At 47.7% G+C, this 14,790-nt stretch carries 16 protein-coding genes and 1 tRNA gene; 16 read left to right on the top strand and 1 reads right to left on the bottom strand.

Translation table 11 applies throughout. The annotated features are described in order from the left end of the window. Window positions 1-7 precede the first annotated feature (7 nt). The 4 genes from folC to H8792_RS03000 are packed head-to-tail and all read left to right on the top strand — an operon-like array spanning window position 8 to window position 4,721. Window positions 8-1,297, top strand: a complete 1,290-nt coding sequence (folC, locus tag H8792_RS03015; protein WP_185977455.1) for a bifunctional tetrahydrofolate synthase/dihydrofolate synthase — start codon at window positions 8-10, stop codon at window positions 1,295-1,297. Window positions 1,298-1,302: 5 nt separating this feature from the next. Beyond that, window positions 1,303-1,929, top strand: coding sequence for an SPOR domain-containing protein (locus H8792_RS03010; protein ID WP_185977454.1), 627 nt, complete (start codon window positions 1,303-1,305; stop codon window positions 1,927-1,929). Between the two features lie 60 nt (window positions 1,930-1,989). Continuing rightward, a complete protein-coding gene (gene purF / locus H8792_RS03005) occupies window positions 1,990-3,513 on the top strand; it encodes an amidophosphoribosyltransferase (RefSeq protein WP_185977453.1) in 1,524 nt (507 codons plus the stop codon). A gap of 23 nt (window positions 3,514-3,536) precedes the next feature. Further along, the gene (locus H8792_RS03000) at window positions 3,537-4,721 is read left to right on the top strand and encodes an O-succinylhomoserine sulfhydrylase (RefSeq protein ID WP_185977452.1); all 1,185 of its coding nucleotides are present in this window, start codon (window positions 3,537-3,539) and stop codon (window positions 4,719-4,721) included. A 40-nt stretch (window positions 4,722-4,761) separates the two neighbouring features. On the opposite strand, the gene yhbY is transcribed toward H8792_RS03000, so the two are convergent. Next, window positions 4,762-5,070: a ribosome assembly RNA-binding protein YhbY gene (yhbY, locus tag H8792_RS02995; RefSeq protein WP_185977451.1), complete on the bottom strand. Its 309-nt coding sequence runs from the start codon at window positions 5,068-5,070 to the stop codon at window positions 4,762-4,764. Window positions 5,071-5,130: 60 nt separating this feature from the next. Between yhbY and rlmE the strand changes: the two genes are divergently transcribed. The 12 genes from rlmE to H8792_RS02935 all read left to right on the top strand — a co-directional run bounded on the left by rlmE (window position 5,131) and on the right by H8792_RS02935 (window position 14,786). Continuing rightward, on the top strand, window positions 5,131-5,748 hold the full coding sequence (gene rlmE / locus H8792_RS02990; RefSeq protein ID WP_185977450.1) for a 23S rRNA (uridine(2552)-2'-O)-methyltransferase RlmE: 618 nt from the start codon (window positions 5,131-5,133) through the stop codon (window positions 5,746-5,748). A gap of 207 nt (window positions 5,749-5,955) precedes the next feature. Next, window positions 5,956-7,932 carry an ATP-dependent zinc metalloprotease FtsH gene (gene ftsH / locus H8792_RS02985; protein WP_185977449.1) on the top strand — a complete coding sequence of 659 codons (1,977 nt, stop codon included), beginning with the start codon at window positions 5,956-5,958 and terminating at the stop codon, window positions 7,930-7,932. A gap of 61 nt (window positions 7,933-7,993) precedes the next feature. Beyond that, window positions 7,994-8,827 carry a dihydropteroate synthase gene (folP, locus tag H8792_RS02980; RefSeq protein ID WP_185977448.1) on the top strand — a complete coding sequence of 278 codons (834 nt, stop codon included), beginning with the start codon at window positions 7,994-7,996 and terminating at the stop codon, window positions 8,825-8,827. 32 nt (window positions 8,828-8,859) lie between these two features. After that, a complete protein-coding gene (gene glmM, locus H8792_RS02975; RefSeq protein ID WP_185977447.1) occupies window positions 8,860-10,194 on the top strand; it encodes a phosphoglucosamine mutase in 1,335 nt (444 codons plus the stop codon). A gap of 67 nt (window positions 10,195-10,261) precedes the next feature. Continuing rightward, a complete protein-coding gene (gene tpiA, locus H8792_RS02970; protein WP_185977446.1) occupies window positions 10,262-11,020 on the top strand; it encodes a triose-phosphate isomerase in 759 nt (252 codons plus the stop codon). After that, window positions 11,020-11,340 carry a preprotein translocase subunit SecG gene (gene secG / locus H8792_RS02965; protein ID WP_185977445.1) on the top strand — a complete coding sequence of 107 codons (321 nt, stop codon included), beginning with the start codon at window positions 11,020-11,022 and terminating at the stop codon, window positions 11,338-11,340. The genes tpiA and secG overlap by 1 nt, the downstream gene beginning before the upstream one ends. An 11-nt stretch (window positions 11,341-11,351) precedes the next feature. After that, window positions 11,352-11,436 (top strand) — tRNA-Leu (locus tag H8792_RS02960). A 66-nt stretch (window positions 11,437-11,502) separates the two neighbouring features. Continuing rightward, a complete protein-coding gene (locus H8792_RS02955) occupies window positions 11,503-11,859 on the top strand; it encodes an NADH-quinone oxidoreductase subunit A (RefSeq protein WP_185977444.1) in 357 nt (118 codons plus the stop codon). Then, entirely contained in the window at window positions 11,850-12,326 is a 477-nt protein-coding gene (locus H8792_RS02950) for a NuoB/complex I 20 kDa subunit family protein (RefSeq protein ID WP_185977443.1), read from the top strand. The genes H8792_RS02955 and H8792_RS02950 overlap by 10 nt, the downstream gene beginning before the upstream one ends. A 27-nt stretch (window positions 12,327-12,353) precedes the next feature. Next, window positions 12,354-13,028 carry an NADH-quinone oxidoreductase subunit C gene (locus H8792_RS02945; RefSeq protein WP_185977442.1) on the top strand — a complete coding sequence of 225 codons (675 nt, stop codon included), beginning with the start codon at window positions 12,354-12,356 and terminating at the stop codon, window positions 13,026-13,028. Between the two features lie 13 nt (window positions 13,029-13,041). Next, on the top strand, window positions 13,042-14,295 hold the full coding sequence (locus tag H8792_RS02940; protein WP_185977441.1) for an NADH-quinone oxidoreductase subunit D: 1,254 nt from the start codon (window positions 13,042-13,044) through the stop codon (window positions 14,293-14,295). Further along, window positions 14,292-14,786: an NADH-quinone oxidoreductase subunit NuoE family protein gene (locus H8792_RS02935; RefSeq protein ID WP_185977440.1), complete on the top strand. Its 495-nt coding sequence runs from the start codon at window positions 14,292-14,294 to the stop codon at window positions 14,784-14,786. Before H8792_RS02940 ends, H8792_RS02935 begins: the two co-directional genes overlap by 4 nt. The last annotated feature ends 4 nt before the right edge of the window (window positions 14,787-14,790 follow it).

Raw genomic sequence — 14,790 nt, 5'->3', positions numbered from 1 at the left:
ATTAAGAATGACATCTCCTAGCCGACAATCGTCTCTGAATGAGTGGGTGGATTGGTTGTTGCACCTGCATGCTCAAGAGATTGATCTCGGGCTGGATCGAGTGGCTAAAGTTGCCGCGGACATGGAACTTTTGCGCCCGGCTAAAAAAGTCATCAGTGTTGCCGGAACGAATGGTAAGGGGTCCAGTGTTGCCATGCTATCGGCGATTCTGAAAGCAGCCGGTTATCGAGTCGGGAGTTACACCTCTCCGCATATTCGCCGCTTTAATGAACGCATTCGCATTAATGGTGAGATGGTTGAAGATCAGGTCATTGTTGATGTGTTTGACGCTATTGAACAGGCACGAAAGCAGACCAAATTGACCTATTTCGAATTTTCGACTTTAGCCGCTTTGAAAGTTTTCAAAGATCAACAGGTGGATGTCGCGGTTTTGGAAGTCGGTTTGGGCGGGCGTCTGGATGCCGTCAATATCGTGGATGCCGATGCGGCTTTGATAACGGCAATAGATGTCGATCACATCGATTGGCTTGGTGATGATCGGTCGTTGATCGCTCTGGAAAAAGCCGGTATTGCCCGTACGGGTCATCCGGCGGTCTGTTCCGATCCTTGTCCGCCCGATACGCTAGTCAATTATATGCGTCAACACCAGATCCCTTTTGCACAAATCGGAGACGACTTTAATTATCGACAAAAGGGTGAGAACTGGTCTTTTTTGTTTGCCGAAGATTCCGTATTGGAATTGCCTTTGCCGGCTTTAAAGGGGGTATTCCAGTTGCAGAATGCGGCCGGCGTTTTGGCGATATTACGGCAGCTGAATTTGCCGATTGATAAGCAGGCAATCATAAATGGCTTGCTGAGTGTTGAGCATGAAGGGCGTTTGCAAGTTGTTGGCGTTGACGGGCAAAACTGGCTGTTCGATGTAGCGCATAATCCGCAGTCTGCGCAGGTTTTGGCCGAGTATTTGCAGCATGAGTCGGCGGGCGTTGAAGGTGGAAGCAAACGCGTGGCGATTTTTTCGGTTTTGAACGATAAAGATTCTTTGCCGATGGTTTGCGCTTTGGCTCCCTATATTGACCGTTGGGCTATCGCTGAGCTGCATGGGCCAAGAGCGCTTCCGTTGCAAAAGTTGCAAAGTTTGTTGCAGCAGTCCGGAGTTTCCGAAGACAAGCAATTCGCTTTTGATTCTATGGATGATGCGGTTTTCTGGGCAAAGCAACAGGCTCCTGATCCTGTTTTGGTATGGGGATCGTTTTTTACCGTTTCGCAAGTAAAAGAGGCCTTGGATAACGCCGAGTAAGTTTTATGGATCCGATAAGTAAACATCGTCTGACCGGAGCGGCAATCTGGTTGATTTTATTGATCTGGATCGTTCCGGACTGGTATAGCCATCCGGTCAATTTTCATCCGAAAGGCGTTCCTCAGGAAGAGAATCAAGCGACTCGACCCTTGGTAGAGCATCCGTTTTTGCTTTCCGGAGAGATTGCTCAGCCTGGTGATCCGCACACTGTGACTCCTCAAAAACCGGTAGCAACGGATCAGGAGTTGTATCCGGTTATGACCGAAGAGGAAGAGCTTGCTCAGAAAGGAAACGATCGAAGTCAATTAGCGCTTCCGCCGCTTAAGAAAATCGAGACGGCCTCGAAGGGGGCGATTTCTCCGCAGAAAGCCGTTTCTGCTAAGCCGGAAGTTAAGGCAGCAGAAGGTGATTGGTTACTGCTATTGGCGTCTTACAAAGAGAAGAAAAATGCCCAGTCGGCATTAGAAAGATTGCAAAAACAAGGCCATAGTGCCTCGATTAAATTTTTCCAAAAATCCAAGGTCTATTCTCTGAGAAGCGGGCCTTATTCCAGTAAGCTGAAAGCCGAACAGGACAAGCGTAAATTGGATAAAATGTTGCATATCAAATCTGTGGTCGTGCAGCGAAAATAGAGCGTGAACTTTGTAGTAAGTGGCGTTTAAAACTAAATGAACTAAGAGAGTGTACAAGACATGTGCGGTATTGTTGGGATTGTCTCGGTTGGCGAAAACCTAGTAAACCAAGAAATTTATGATGCATTGACGATTTTGCAGCATCGAGGTCAGGATGCGGCCGGGATCGTAACTTGTGAAAACGGACGTTTTTACCAACGTAAAGACAACGGATTGGTTAAAGATGTATTCCGTACCCGCCATATGCGTGATCTGCATGGAACCATGGGGATTGGTCATGTCCGCTATCCGACTGCCGGTTCTTCTTCGAGTGCTGAAGCGCAGCCATTTTACGTCAACTCTCCATACGGTATTGCCATGGGGCATAACGGGAACCTGACCAATGCGGAAACGCTGGCGCAAGAGCTTTATCGCCAGGATTTGCGTCACTTGAATACCAATTCCGATTCAGAAGTTCTATTGAATATTTTCGCGCATGAGTTGATGCAGCAGAAGAAACTGATGATTAATCATGAGGACGTTTTCAACGCGATCCGTCATGTGCATAAGCGCGTGCGTGGCGGTTATGCTGCGGTCGGCTTGATTTCCAGCCTGGGCGTAATCGCTTTCCGTGATCCGTTCGGTTTGCGTCCGGCGGTTGTCGGTAAACGAGAAACCGCTTTCGGAACCGATTATATGGTGGCGTCCGAATCGGTTGCGCTGGATGGCCTCGGCTTCAGTCTGATTAAGGATTTGGCTCCGGGTGAAGCGGTTGTGATTACTGAATCGGGTGAAATTTTCTATCAGCAGTGTGCCGAGAATCCGCAGTATTCGCCTTGTATTTTTGAGTTTGTTTATTTTGCACGTCCGGATTCGATGATCGATGATATTTCGGTTTATAAGTCCCGTCTGCGTATGGGAGAAAAACTGGCCGACAAAATTCTGCGTGAATGGTCGGACCACGATATTGACGTGGTTATGCCGATTCCGGATACCAGTCGTACTTCGGCTCTGGAACTGGCGACTCGTTTAGGCAAGCCTTACCGTGAAGGTTTTATCAAAAACCGTTATATCGGTCGCACCTTTATTATGCCCGGACAGCAGTTGCGTAAAAAGTCGGTTCGTCAAAAGCTGAACCCGATCGATCTGGAATTTGAAGGCAAGAACGTTTTGCTGGTTGACGATTCGATCGTCCGCGGAACAACCTCCGGACAGATCGTGCAGATGGCACGTGAAGCGGGTGCGCGAAAAGTCTATTTTGCTTCAGCGGCGCCGCCGGTCAAGTATCCGTATGTTTACGGTATCGATATGCCGTCGCCGACTGAATTGGTGGCAAGTGGTCGAACTGTCGAAGAAGTTGCCGAGGTGATCGGTGCCGATAGATTGATTTATCAGGATCTGGATGATTTGATCGATGCAGTCAGTGCCGGCAGTGAAGCGGTCAATCAGTTTGACACTTCTTGTTTTAGCGGTGTATACGCAACTGGTGATATTACTCCTGAGTACTTGGCATCGTTGGATACCGAGCGTAACGATGACGCTCAAGCAACTCGTCAGGCAGCCGGCCAGGAAACGGTTGGAATTCATAATCAGTCCGGTAATTAATATTTAGGAGAAACGATCCGAGGATGGATGCTTTTGACGACTTTGATATTCAAACTCTAGCGATAAGAGCCGGATACGATCAGACTCCCGAGCAGGAAAATAGCGAAGCGATTTTCCCGACTTCGAGTTTCCGTTATGAATCTGCTGCTCAAGCAGCAGCACGTTTTAGCGGAGCCGAGAAAGGCAATGTCTACTCACGTTTTACCAATCCGACTGTTCGTGCATTCGAGAACCGTTTGGCAGCTTTAGAAGGCGCCGAGGCCTGTGTGGCTACGGCATCGGGCATGTCGGCGATTCTCTCGACGTTTATGGCTCTCTGCCAGGCCGGTGATCACGTCATCTCTTCACAGAGCATTTTCGGTACGACCAAGGTTCTGTTTAGCAAATATCTGGCGAAATTCGGTGTCGAGATCTCTTTTGTTTCGCAAACCGATTTTTCGGAATGGCAAGCGGCGATTCGTCCGAATACCAGAGCGCTGTTTCTGGAGACGCCCTCCAATCCTTTGACCGAAGTGGCTGATCTGCAAGCGATTAGTGCGCTAGCTAAAGATAACGATTGTCTGCTGGTAGTGGATAACTGTTTCTGCACGCCGATGTTGCAGCGCCCTCTGGAGCAAGGCGCGGATATCGTCATTCATTCGGCAACCAAATTCCTCGACGGTCAAGGACGCGCGGTTGGTGGTGCGGTTCTGGGTTCTTCCGAGCTTGTCGGTGAAGAAGTGCGTGGTTTTCTGAGAACCTGCGGACCGTCTATGAGTCCTTTTAACGCCTGGATATTTTTGAAAGGGTTGGAGACTTTGCCAATTCGTATGAAGGCGCATTGCGAAAATGCAATCGAATTGGCTCGCTGGTTGAGTAAGCATCCTAATGTCGAGCAGGTGTTTTATCCCGGGTTGGAATCGCACCCTCAATATGATTTGGCACAAAAGCAGCAATCCGCGGGTGGAGGCTTGGTCAGTTTCAAGGTCAAGGGTGGAAAAGAGCAGGCGTGGACGGTGATTGATCACACCCGCATGATGTCGATTACTGCTAACCTTGGAGATGTGAAAACCCTTATTACTCATCCGGCAACCACGACGCACAGCCGAGTTGAGCCTGAGCAGCGCTTAAAGGCCGGAATTACCGATAATTTGATTAGAATTTCTGTCGGTTTGGAATCGATTGACGATATCAAGAACGATTTGATGATTGGTTTAGATAAGTTGTAAAGGCGGTTTTTTGCTGGCCGAGGCCAGCAAAGTTTGCGACTTAATTACGCGGCAGCGGAAGTTCGGTCTTCTCTTTTTGACGGTAGATAACGCAGGTTTTTCCGACTGATTGGACCAGTAAAGCACCGGTCTGTTTAATAATGTAATCGGTAATGGTCTGTCTATCATCGCGGTCAGCGGCATTCATTTTGATCTTTAGAAGCTCGTGATGGGCTAGAGTGCTCTCTAATTCTGCCATTAAGCTATCCGTAACGCCGTTAGCACCGATAATAATCATTGGATTAATATTGTGAGCGATGCTGCGCAAATATTTTTTCTGGTTGGCGGAAAGTTTTTCGGGTTGACTCATTGAATTTTCCAGTTTGAGTTATTATTTAAATGTTTGGCAATATTGTAGTAGAAATCGGTTATGGCGAGAAGCAAATCCAGTGCAGGCTGGTTGAAAGAACACTTTGACGATCACTATGTGTTAAAAGCCAAGCAGGAAGGCTGGCGCTCACGAGCGGTTTATAAACTGCAGGAAATTGACGAAAAAGATAAATTATTCAAACCTGGAATGTGTGTGGTCGACCTGGGCGCTGCGCCGGGAGGCTGGTCGCAATGGACGACGCAGAAACTTGGTTCGGGTGGAGAAGTTTTTGCTCTGGATATTCTTCCGGTTGAACCTTTTGCAGGTGTCACTTTCATTCAGGGGGATTTTCGTGAAGATGAGGTTTATCAGAGTTTGCTTGATGCGTTGGCCGGGCGTTCCGTCGATGTGGTGATGTCGGATATGGCACCGAATATGAGCGGAAATAAAGGGGTGGATATCCCTAGAGCCATGTATCTGGTTGAACTTTGTGTCGAGCTGGCCGATCAAGTTCTCCGTCCGGGCGGGGATCTTTTGATGAAGGTTTTTCAAGGTGAAGGTTATAATGAATTGATGAACGATCTGCGCAGCAAATATCAGAAAGTGATTACCCGCAAGCCGCAGGCATCTCGTGCGCGCAGCAAGGAAATTTACCTTTTGGCTAGAAGCAAAAAGTAATCAATCTTATTAATGTTTTAAATCACTTATAAGTTAATTTTATGTTACAGTGTGTGCAAATTATGCACGGTTTTCAGTGAACGAGATTAGCTCTAATACACCTTGTATAGGTTTAACGAAGTTTGGATTTTGGTTGTGATGGGTTTATGCGCGTGCAACTTAAGAGTACAATCCAATGATAGCGGTTATGAAGAGATAGGCTAACCCATGAAAAATGATATGTTGAAAAATGTATTGGTCTGGGCAGTGGTAATTATGATTCTTACCACGGTCTTTAACCATTTTAGCAGTCAGAAACAGGCGAGTTCAGGGCGTTTGGATTATTCTGATTTTATTGAACAGGTGCATCAGGGCCAGGTCAGTAAAGTCTTTATTGAAGGATCGACTATTCGCGGTGTTTACAGCAACGGCGAAAGTTTCACGACTTATAATCCCGGCGATCCGGGGTTGATGGGTGACCTGTTGGATTACCACGTTAAGATTCAGGCGCAACCGCCGGAACAGCAAAGCTTGCTGATGCAGATTTTCATCTCATGGTTCCCGATGTTGCTGCTGATTGGGGTGTGGATTTTCTTTATGCGCTCTGTCGGTGGAGGCATGGGCGGCAAAGGTGGACCTATGTCGTTCGGTAAATCCAAGGCAAGAATGCTGACCGATGATCAGAATAAAGTGACATTGGATGATGTTGCCGGTGCAGATGAGGCTAAGCAAGAAGTCGGGGAAATCGTTGATTTCTTGAAAGACCCTAGCAAATATCAAAATCTGGGCGGAAGCATTCCGCGCGGCGTATTAATGGTTGGACCTCCAGGTACCGGTAAAACCTTGTTGGCCAAGGCGATTGCCGGTGAAGCCAAGGTTCCGTTTTTCACTATTTCCGGTTCCGACTTCGTGGAAATGTTCGTCGGTGTCGGTGCGTCGCGTGTGCGTGATATGTTCGAGCAGGCCAAGGCGCATGCTCCATGTATTATCTTTATCGATGAGATCGATGCAGTCGGTCGTAGCCGTGGTAGCGGCATGGGCGGCGGTAACGACGAGCGTGAGCAGACGCTGAACCAGATGCTGGTCGAGATGGACGGTTTCGAAGGGAATGAAGGCATTATCGTCATTGCCGCAACCAACCGTGCCGACGTTCTTGACCCTGCGTTGTTGCGTCCTGGCCGTTTTGACCGTCAGGTCACGGTCGGTTTGCCGGATATTCGCGGGCGTGAGCAGATTCTAAAAGTACATATGCGCAAGGTGCCTTTGTCCGATGATGTTAAACCATCTTATATTGCTCGCGGAACCCCAGGGTTCTCCGGAGCGGACTTGGCGAACCTGGTGAATGAAGCGGCACTGTTTGCGGCACGCGAAAATTCTAAGCTGGTCACTCAGAAGCACTTTGAGAAAGCCAAAGATAAAATCCTGATGGGCGTCGAGCGCAAGTCGATGGTTATGAAGGAAGAAGAGCGTCGTATGACCGCTTATCACGAAGCAGGACACGCGATCGTTGGTTATCTGGTTCCTGAGCACGATCCGGTTTATAAGGTGTCTATTATGCCGCGCGGCCGGGCGCTGGGTGTGACCATGTATTTGCCGGAAGAAGATAGCTACAGCTATTCGAAGCGAAAACTTGAATCACAGCTTTCCAGCTTGTATGGTGGACGTTTGGCCGAAGAACTGATTTATGGAGAAGATGCCGTTACAACAGGCGCCAGTAACGATATTGAACGTGCGACGGCGATTGCGCGCAATATGGTAACCAAGTGGGGGCTGTCGGATAATCTTGGACCGCTTCTTTATGAAGAGGAAGATCGCAGTGGTTTTATGGGTTCTTCGCGTAATGCCAATGTATCCGGTGAGGTTTCCAAAAAAATCGACGAAGAGATTCGTACGATTATCGATCGTAACTACGAACGTGCTCGCCAGATTCTGATTGATAACAATGATAAATTGGAGATCATGACCGAGTGTCTGATGAAGTACGAGACCATTGATAAGGATCAGGTGGATCGTATTATGCGTGGCGAAGATCCCGGTGCACCTAAAGATTGGGTTGAGCCGGATGATGAAGTGAATCCGCCGTCTAAAAACGAAGATGCTTCGCAGGATGAAAAGAAGGCAAAACCTTTCGAACCGCATGAAGCGACACTGGATGATTCGAAGAGTGGTGTCGATGAAAATTCGGGTGAACCGAAAATGCACTGATGATCGGAATCGGCTAAAATAACAACCCCGCTTAAGCGGGGTTTTTTGTGACGGAGAGATTATGTTTCAAATCAGGCAGGCAATTGATGAGAAATACCGCCAAAGCGGTTTGCCTTTGATAATGGGAATTTTGAACGTTACTCCGGATTCGTTTTCTGATGGTGGTTGCTACACTGGCCGAGATGCCGTTTTAAGACAGGTCGAAGCGATGTTGCAGAGTGGTGCCGATATAATTGATGTCGGTGGAGAGTCCACTCGACCGGGAGCTGATGAGGTTTCTCTGGAAAAGGAATTATCACGAGTGTTGCCGGCGATCGAATGGATTCGCGATGCATTTGATACGGCGATTTCAATCGATACTTATAAAGCTGAAGTGATGCGTCAATCTGTTGCGCAAGGTGCCGATCTGATCAATGATATCAATGCATTGCGCGATGAGGGGGCTGTGCAGGTGGCGGCCGAGACTGGAGCGGCCGTTTGTCTGATGCATATGCTTGGGGCTCCGAAAACCATGCAGGAAGCCCCGAATTATTTGGATGTGGTTGTGGAAGTGCGGGATTTTCTGTTGGACAGGGTGGATGTTTGCCTGGCTGCCGGTATTGCCCCGCAGCAGATTGTTCTTGACCAAGGGTTTGGTTTCGGTAAAACACTCGAACATAACTGTACTTTGTTTAAAGATATGGAAGTTTTTACCGGCTTGGATTATCCATTGCTGGTCGGTGTTTCTCGTAAGCGCATGATTGGCGACTTAACCGGAAATGACCGGGTTGAAGATCGTGTCGCAGGTAGTGTGTCTGCGGCGCTTGTTGCGGCAAATAAAGGTGCCGCGATACTCAGGGTGCATGATGTTAAAGAGACGGTCGATGCTTTGAAAGTGTCGCATGCGTTGCAATGAATCGTCGACACTAAATAAATAAGAAGAAACAGATGAGTCAACAGAGAAAATATTTCGGAACCGATGGAATTCGTAATCGAGTAGGTCAGGGAATGCTGAGACCGGATGAGATTCTAAAGCTGGGTTGGGCGACCGGTCGTGTTATGAAGCGACAAGGGGCGAGACGGGTGATGATCGGTAAGGATACCCGTATTTCAGGTTATATGTTCGAATCGGCACTTGAGGCCGGTTTTATCGCTGCCGGTATCGATGTTTATCTGCTTGGCCCCATGCCGACACCGGCAGTTGCTTATTTGACGCAGACGCTGCATGCCGACATGGGCATTGTGATCAGTGCTTCGCATAATCCGCACTATGATAACGGTATCAAGTTTTTCTCGGCGGAAGGGAAAAAAATCAGCGATGAAATGGAGATGGCGATTGAAGCTGCTTTGGAAGAAGAGATGGATGTTGTCTCTTCGGAAAAGCTGGGTAAAGCAAAGCGAATCGACGATGCCGCCGGGCGTTATATCGAATTTTGCAAGAGTACTTATAAGGCACCGTTGAAGTTGGATGGTCTGAATATAGTGGTTGACTGTTCGCAAGGAGCAACCTACCACATAGCTCCGCACGTCTTTAGAGAACTTGGCGCTGAAGTAGCCAGTATCGGCATTCACCCGGACGGCATGAATATCAACCAGGGATGCGGTGCAACCCATCTTGACGCCTTGCAAGAAGCAGTGGTCGCAAGTAATGCGGATCTGGGTATTGCATTCGATGGTGATGGTGACCGTGTAATGATGGTCGACAAGGAAGGTAAAGTCATTGATGGAGACTTGATTCTGTACATTATCGCGACCCAACAAAAGAAAAAAGTAGCCGGGGTTGTTGGAACGGTAATGAGTAATCTCGGTGTCGAAAAAGCCTTTAAACGTCAGGGAATCGATTTTTTACGGGCTAAGGTTGGCGATCGCTTTGTGATGGAAACTCTGGTTGAAAACGGTTGGAATTTTGGAGCGGAACCGTCGGGACACGTGTTGTGCCTGCACAAAACGACAACAGGTGACGGTATTGTTGCTGCTCTGCAGGTACTGGCTGCAATGCGCTACCAGCAGAAAGGATTGGATGAGTTGTGTGAAGATGTCGCACTTTTTCCTCAAATATTGCGTAACGTTTCGGTTGAAGATGCGAGCCAGTTAGCAGATAATGCGCCACTGCAAGAAAAAGTGCGTCAGCTTGAATCCGAATATGGTGATGCGTTGCGTATTTTGATTCGAGCGTCCGGTACCGAACCTTTGATTAGGGTAATGGTAGAGGGTGAAGAAAGAACCAGTGTTGAGGCCGTTGCAGATAGCTTGGTATCGGTGGTTCGTTCAGAATTTTCATGAAAATGCAAGATTGTTTTTAACTTAAGAAAACGCTAACATTGTAAAACTTTTGTGTTGGAGATTAGTAATGAGAAAACCTTTTGTTGCCGGGAACTGGAAAATGCACGGATCTCGAGAGTCTATCTCGAATTTGCTGAACGGATTAAGTGCTCAAGTTGACGCTGTAAAGGGTGTGGATATCGCGGTATGTCCGCCAGCACTTTATATCGATTTTGTTCAGTCTCAGTTGCAGGGTAGCGTAATCTCCGTTGGTGCGCAGAATATGGCTGAAGAGCCAGTTCAAGGGGCATTTACCGGAGAGGTTTCGGTTGAAATGCTAAAGGATATGAACTGTAGCTACGTAATTCTGGGACACTCGGAACGTCGATCGCTTTACGGTGAGACTGATGCTCAGGTTGCAACGAAAGTTCAGGTTGCGTTGGATGCTGGTGTTACACCTATTTTATGTGTAGGTGAAACTCTTGCGGAGCGCGAGTCGGGTGTAATGGAATCGGTTATTGCAACTCAACTGGACGCTGTTCTGGAAAAATCCGGTATTGCGGCGTTTGAGCGAATCGTTATTGCTTACGAACCTGTATGGGCGATCGGTACCGGTGTGACAGCTACACCTGAACAAGCCCAGGAAGTGCACGCTTTTATTCGCGGTAAATTGGCGCAAGCGGATGCGGCAGTCGCAGAAAAAGTAATTATTCAATATGGTGGCAGCGTTAAGCCTGATAATGCAGTCGAACTGTTCGGACAGCCTGATATCGATGGTGGTCTGATCGGTGGCGCATCTCTAAACGCTGATGATTTTATGGCAATTTGCAAAGCAGCGAGTAAGTAATGTTTGGGATCGTACTAAGTATCCATCTGGTTGTTGCGTTTTTATTGATTGTGTTGGTCCTTTTACAACACGGTAAAGGCGCGGATGCCGGAGCTAACTTCGGCGGTGGCGGTTCGTCACAATCGGTTTTCGGGAGCCGTGGTTCAGCGACGTTTTTGTCGCGTATGACCGCAATTTTGGCAACCGTATTCTTTATTACCAGTTTGGCGTTGGCGTATATCGCCAGTCAGCAGGCAAAAGGTTATCAAAGTGTAACCAAACAACCTGCGCAGAGCGAACAGGTGAAAGAAAATAATGACGAACCGGTGGTTCCGAATTAATTAAAATATAAGCCGATGTGGTGAAATTGGTAGACACGCCATCTTGAGGGGGTGGTGACGTAAGTCATGCCGGTTCGAGTCCGGCCATCGGCACCAATTTTATAAGGCTGTTGCAACTCAGGTTGCAATGGTTATTTTTGTGCTAGACGAGGTCAAAAACCAATGCTAGAAAATTACCTTCCTGTCCTAGTGTTTATTGTGCTGGGTGTACTGTTTGGTGCAGGGCCGATTCTGATCGGTTATCTTCTTGGGCCGCAAAAGCCCGACGCGGAAAAAAACTCTCCTTACGAGTGTGGATTTGAAGCGTTCGAGGATGCGCGTATGAAATTCGACGTGCGTTTCTATCTGGTAGCGATTCTATTCATTATCTTCGATTTGGAGATCGCTTTCTTATTCCCATGGGCAATCGTACTTGAGGAAGTCGGGACTTTCGGTCTTTTGGCAATGGGTGTGTTCTTGTCGCTTCTGGTAATCGGCTTTATTTATGAATGGAAAAAAGGAGCGCTGGAGTGGGAGTAGAAGGCGTTTTGAAGGAAGGGGTGATTACCACTTCTGCAGATAAGCTAATTAACTGGGCTCGTACCGGTTCTTTGTGGCCGATGACATTTGGTTTGGCATGCTGTGCGGTAGAAATGATGCACGCAGGAGCTTCACGTTATGATTTGGACCGTTTCGGGATTATTTTCCGTCCAAGTCCTCGCCAATCCGACGTGATGGTTGTTGCCGGAACTCTGGTAAACAAAATGGCGCCTGCGTTGCGTAAGGTTTACGACCAGATGGCAGAGCCTCGTTGGGTAATTTCCATGGGATCTTGTGCTAACGGCGGCGGTTATTACCACTATTCCTATTCGGTTGTGCGCGGTTGTGACCGTATTGTTCCGGTTGATGTTTATGTACCTGGTTGTCCCCCAACCGCAGAAGCTTTGTTGTACGGCATCGTTCAATTACAGAATAAGATCAAGCGAACCAATACGATCGCTCGTTAAGATCGAGATGGGAAAGTAGTCAAAACTATGAAACAGTCGGTATTAGATTTACAACAGGAAGTTAACCAAACACTTGGAGCGGATCTGCTAAGTTCAGAAATCGCCCTGGATGAGTTAACAATCGAAGTCTCAGTAGAAAAAGCGCTTGAGGCTTTTACAAAATTGCGTGACGAGCTGGGTTTCGAACAGCTGATTGACCTTTGTGGTGTCGATTATCTGGATTACGGCCAAGCCAACTGGGAGACCATGAAAGCCGTTAACAGCGGTTTCAGTCGCGGTGTATTTGATTTTGCGGAAGATGAATCCGATGACGAGCAACAGATGGAGCGCCGTTTTGCGGTGGTATACCACCTGTTATCGATCGAACATAACCGCCGTGTCCGTGTGAAAGTATTCCCAAGCGAAGCGGCCATGCCGATCGTTGATAGCGTTATCTCGATCTGGAATTGCGCTAACTGGTTCGAACGCGAAGCCTTTGATATGTTCGGTATTATTTTCAAGGGACATCCGGATTTGCGCCGTATTTTGACCGATTACGGTTTTGTCGGTCATCCGTTGCGTAAGGACTTCCCGTTGACCGGTCACGTTGAAATGCGTTACGACGCCGAAAAAGGTCGCGTCGTTTACGAACCGGTTTCGATTGAAAACCGTGTAAATGTTCCGAGAGTGATTCGTAAGAAGTCCTCTCCGCAAACCGTGTAATTAGGAAGCTGAAATGCCTGAAATTCGAAACTATACTCTTAATTTCGGTCCGCAACATCCATCTGCTCACGGTGTATTGCGTCTAGTCCTGGAATTGGACGGTGAGACGGTTGTGCGCTCTGATCCGCATATCGGTCTTTTACACCGCGGGACGGAAAAATTAGCCGAATTCAAACCTTATAACCAGTCAATCGGTTATATGGATCGTCTGGACTATGTTTCTATGATGTCCAACGAACACGCCTATGTTATGGCGATCGAAAAGATGCTGGGTGTCGAGGTTCCTGAGCGTGCCCAGTATATCCGTGTCATGTTTGACGAAATCACGCGTATTTTGAATCACTTGATGTGGTTGGGCGCACACGCACTGGATATCGGTGCTATGACGGTTTTCCTATATGCATTCCGTGAGCGTGAAGATTTGATGGACTGCTATGAAGCGGTTTCCGGTGCGCGTATGCATGCGACTTACTACCGTCCGGGCGGGGTTTATCGTGATCTGCCTGAAAGCATGGCGAAATATGAAGAATCAAAATGGAACTCAGGTAAGAAACTGGATAAGTTGAACGAAACCCGTGAAGGCACGCTTCTGGACTTCATCGAAGCTTTCACCGAGCGTTTTCCTGGCTATGTTGATGAATATGAGACTCTGTTGACCGATAACCGTATCTGGAAGCAGCGTACCGTCGATATCGGTATCGTTCCCCCTGAACGTGCATTGCAGCTTGGTTTTACCGGGCCGATGCTGCGTGGCTCCGGTATCGCTTGGGATTTGCGTAAAAAACAGCCGTATGAAGTCTACGATAAGATGGATTTTGATATTCCGGTTGGCGTAACAGGTGATTGTTACGACCGTTATTTGGTACGGGTTGCCGAAATGCGCGAATCCAACAAAATCATCAAGCAATGTGTGAAGTGGTTAAAAGAAAATGATGGACCGGTTATGTCTTCGGATAACAAGGTTGCTCCACCTTCGCGTGAAGACGCCAAATCCAATATGGAAGCCCTGATTCACCACTTTAAACTGTTTACCGAAGGTTATACGGTTCCCGAAAGCGAAGCTTACGCTGCGGTTGAACATCCAAAAGGCGAGTTCGGGATCTATATGGTTTCCGATGGTGCCAATAAGCCTTACCGAATGAGAGTTCGTGCGCCAGGTTTCCCACATTTGGCCTCTTTGGACGAAATGGTGAAAGGACACATGATTGCTGACGTAGTATCTATTATCGGTACACAAGACATTGTATTTGGAGAGATTGACCGATGAGTTCATCAACAGAAAACTTTATCCAAGGTGAAGTCAAAGAACGCATTGACCGTTGGATTGCGGAATATCCTGAAGATCAGCGTCAATCTGCCTGTATGCCTGCATTGCGAATCGTGCAGGAATGCCACGATGGTTACCTGACCACTGATTTGATGGATCAGGTTGCTGAATATTTGGGAATGGCGCCGATTGCAGTATATGAAGTGGCAACTTTCTACGGAAACTATAATCATCAGCCAGTCGGTAAATACCAGATTAACTGGTGTAACTCGATTTCTTGCTATTTGCGCGGCGGTGAAGAGTTGCGTGAAAAACTCGAAGAAAAATTGGGCGTTAAGACTGGTGAAGTGAGTGCTGATGGTAAGTTCTCGATCAAGAAGGTTGAGTGTCTTGGCGCTTGCGGCGGAGCGCCGATTTGCAAGATCGGTAAGGATTACCACGAGAATTTGACCGAAGAGTCGTTGTTTAAATTACTGGATGAGTTGGAGTAAGTAC

Origin of the sequence: Thiomicrorhabdus heinhorstiae, assembly GCF_013391765.2 — a bacterium.
Taxonomy (GTDB): Bacteria; Pseudomonadota; Gammaproteobacteria; order Thiomicrospirales; family Thiomicrospiraceae; genus Thiomicrorhabdus; species Thiomicrorhabdus heinhorstiae.
The sequence above is the reverse complement of the archived record's forward strand: the minus strand, read 5'-3'. Positions and strand labels throughout refer to the sequence as shown.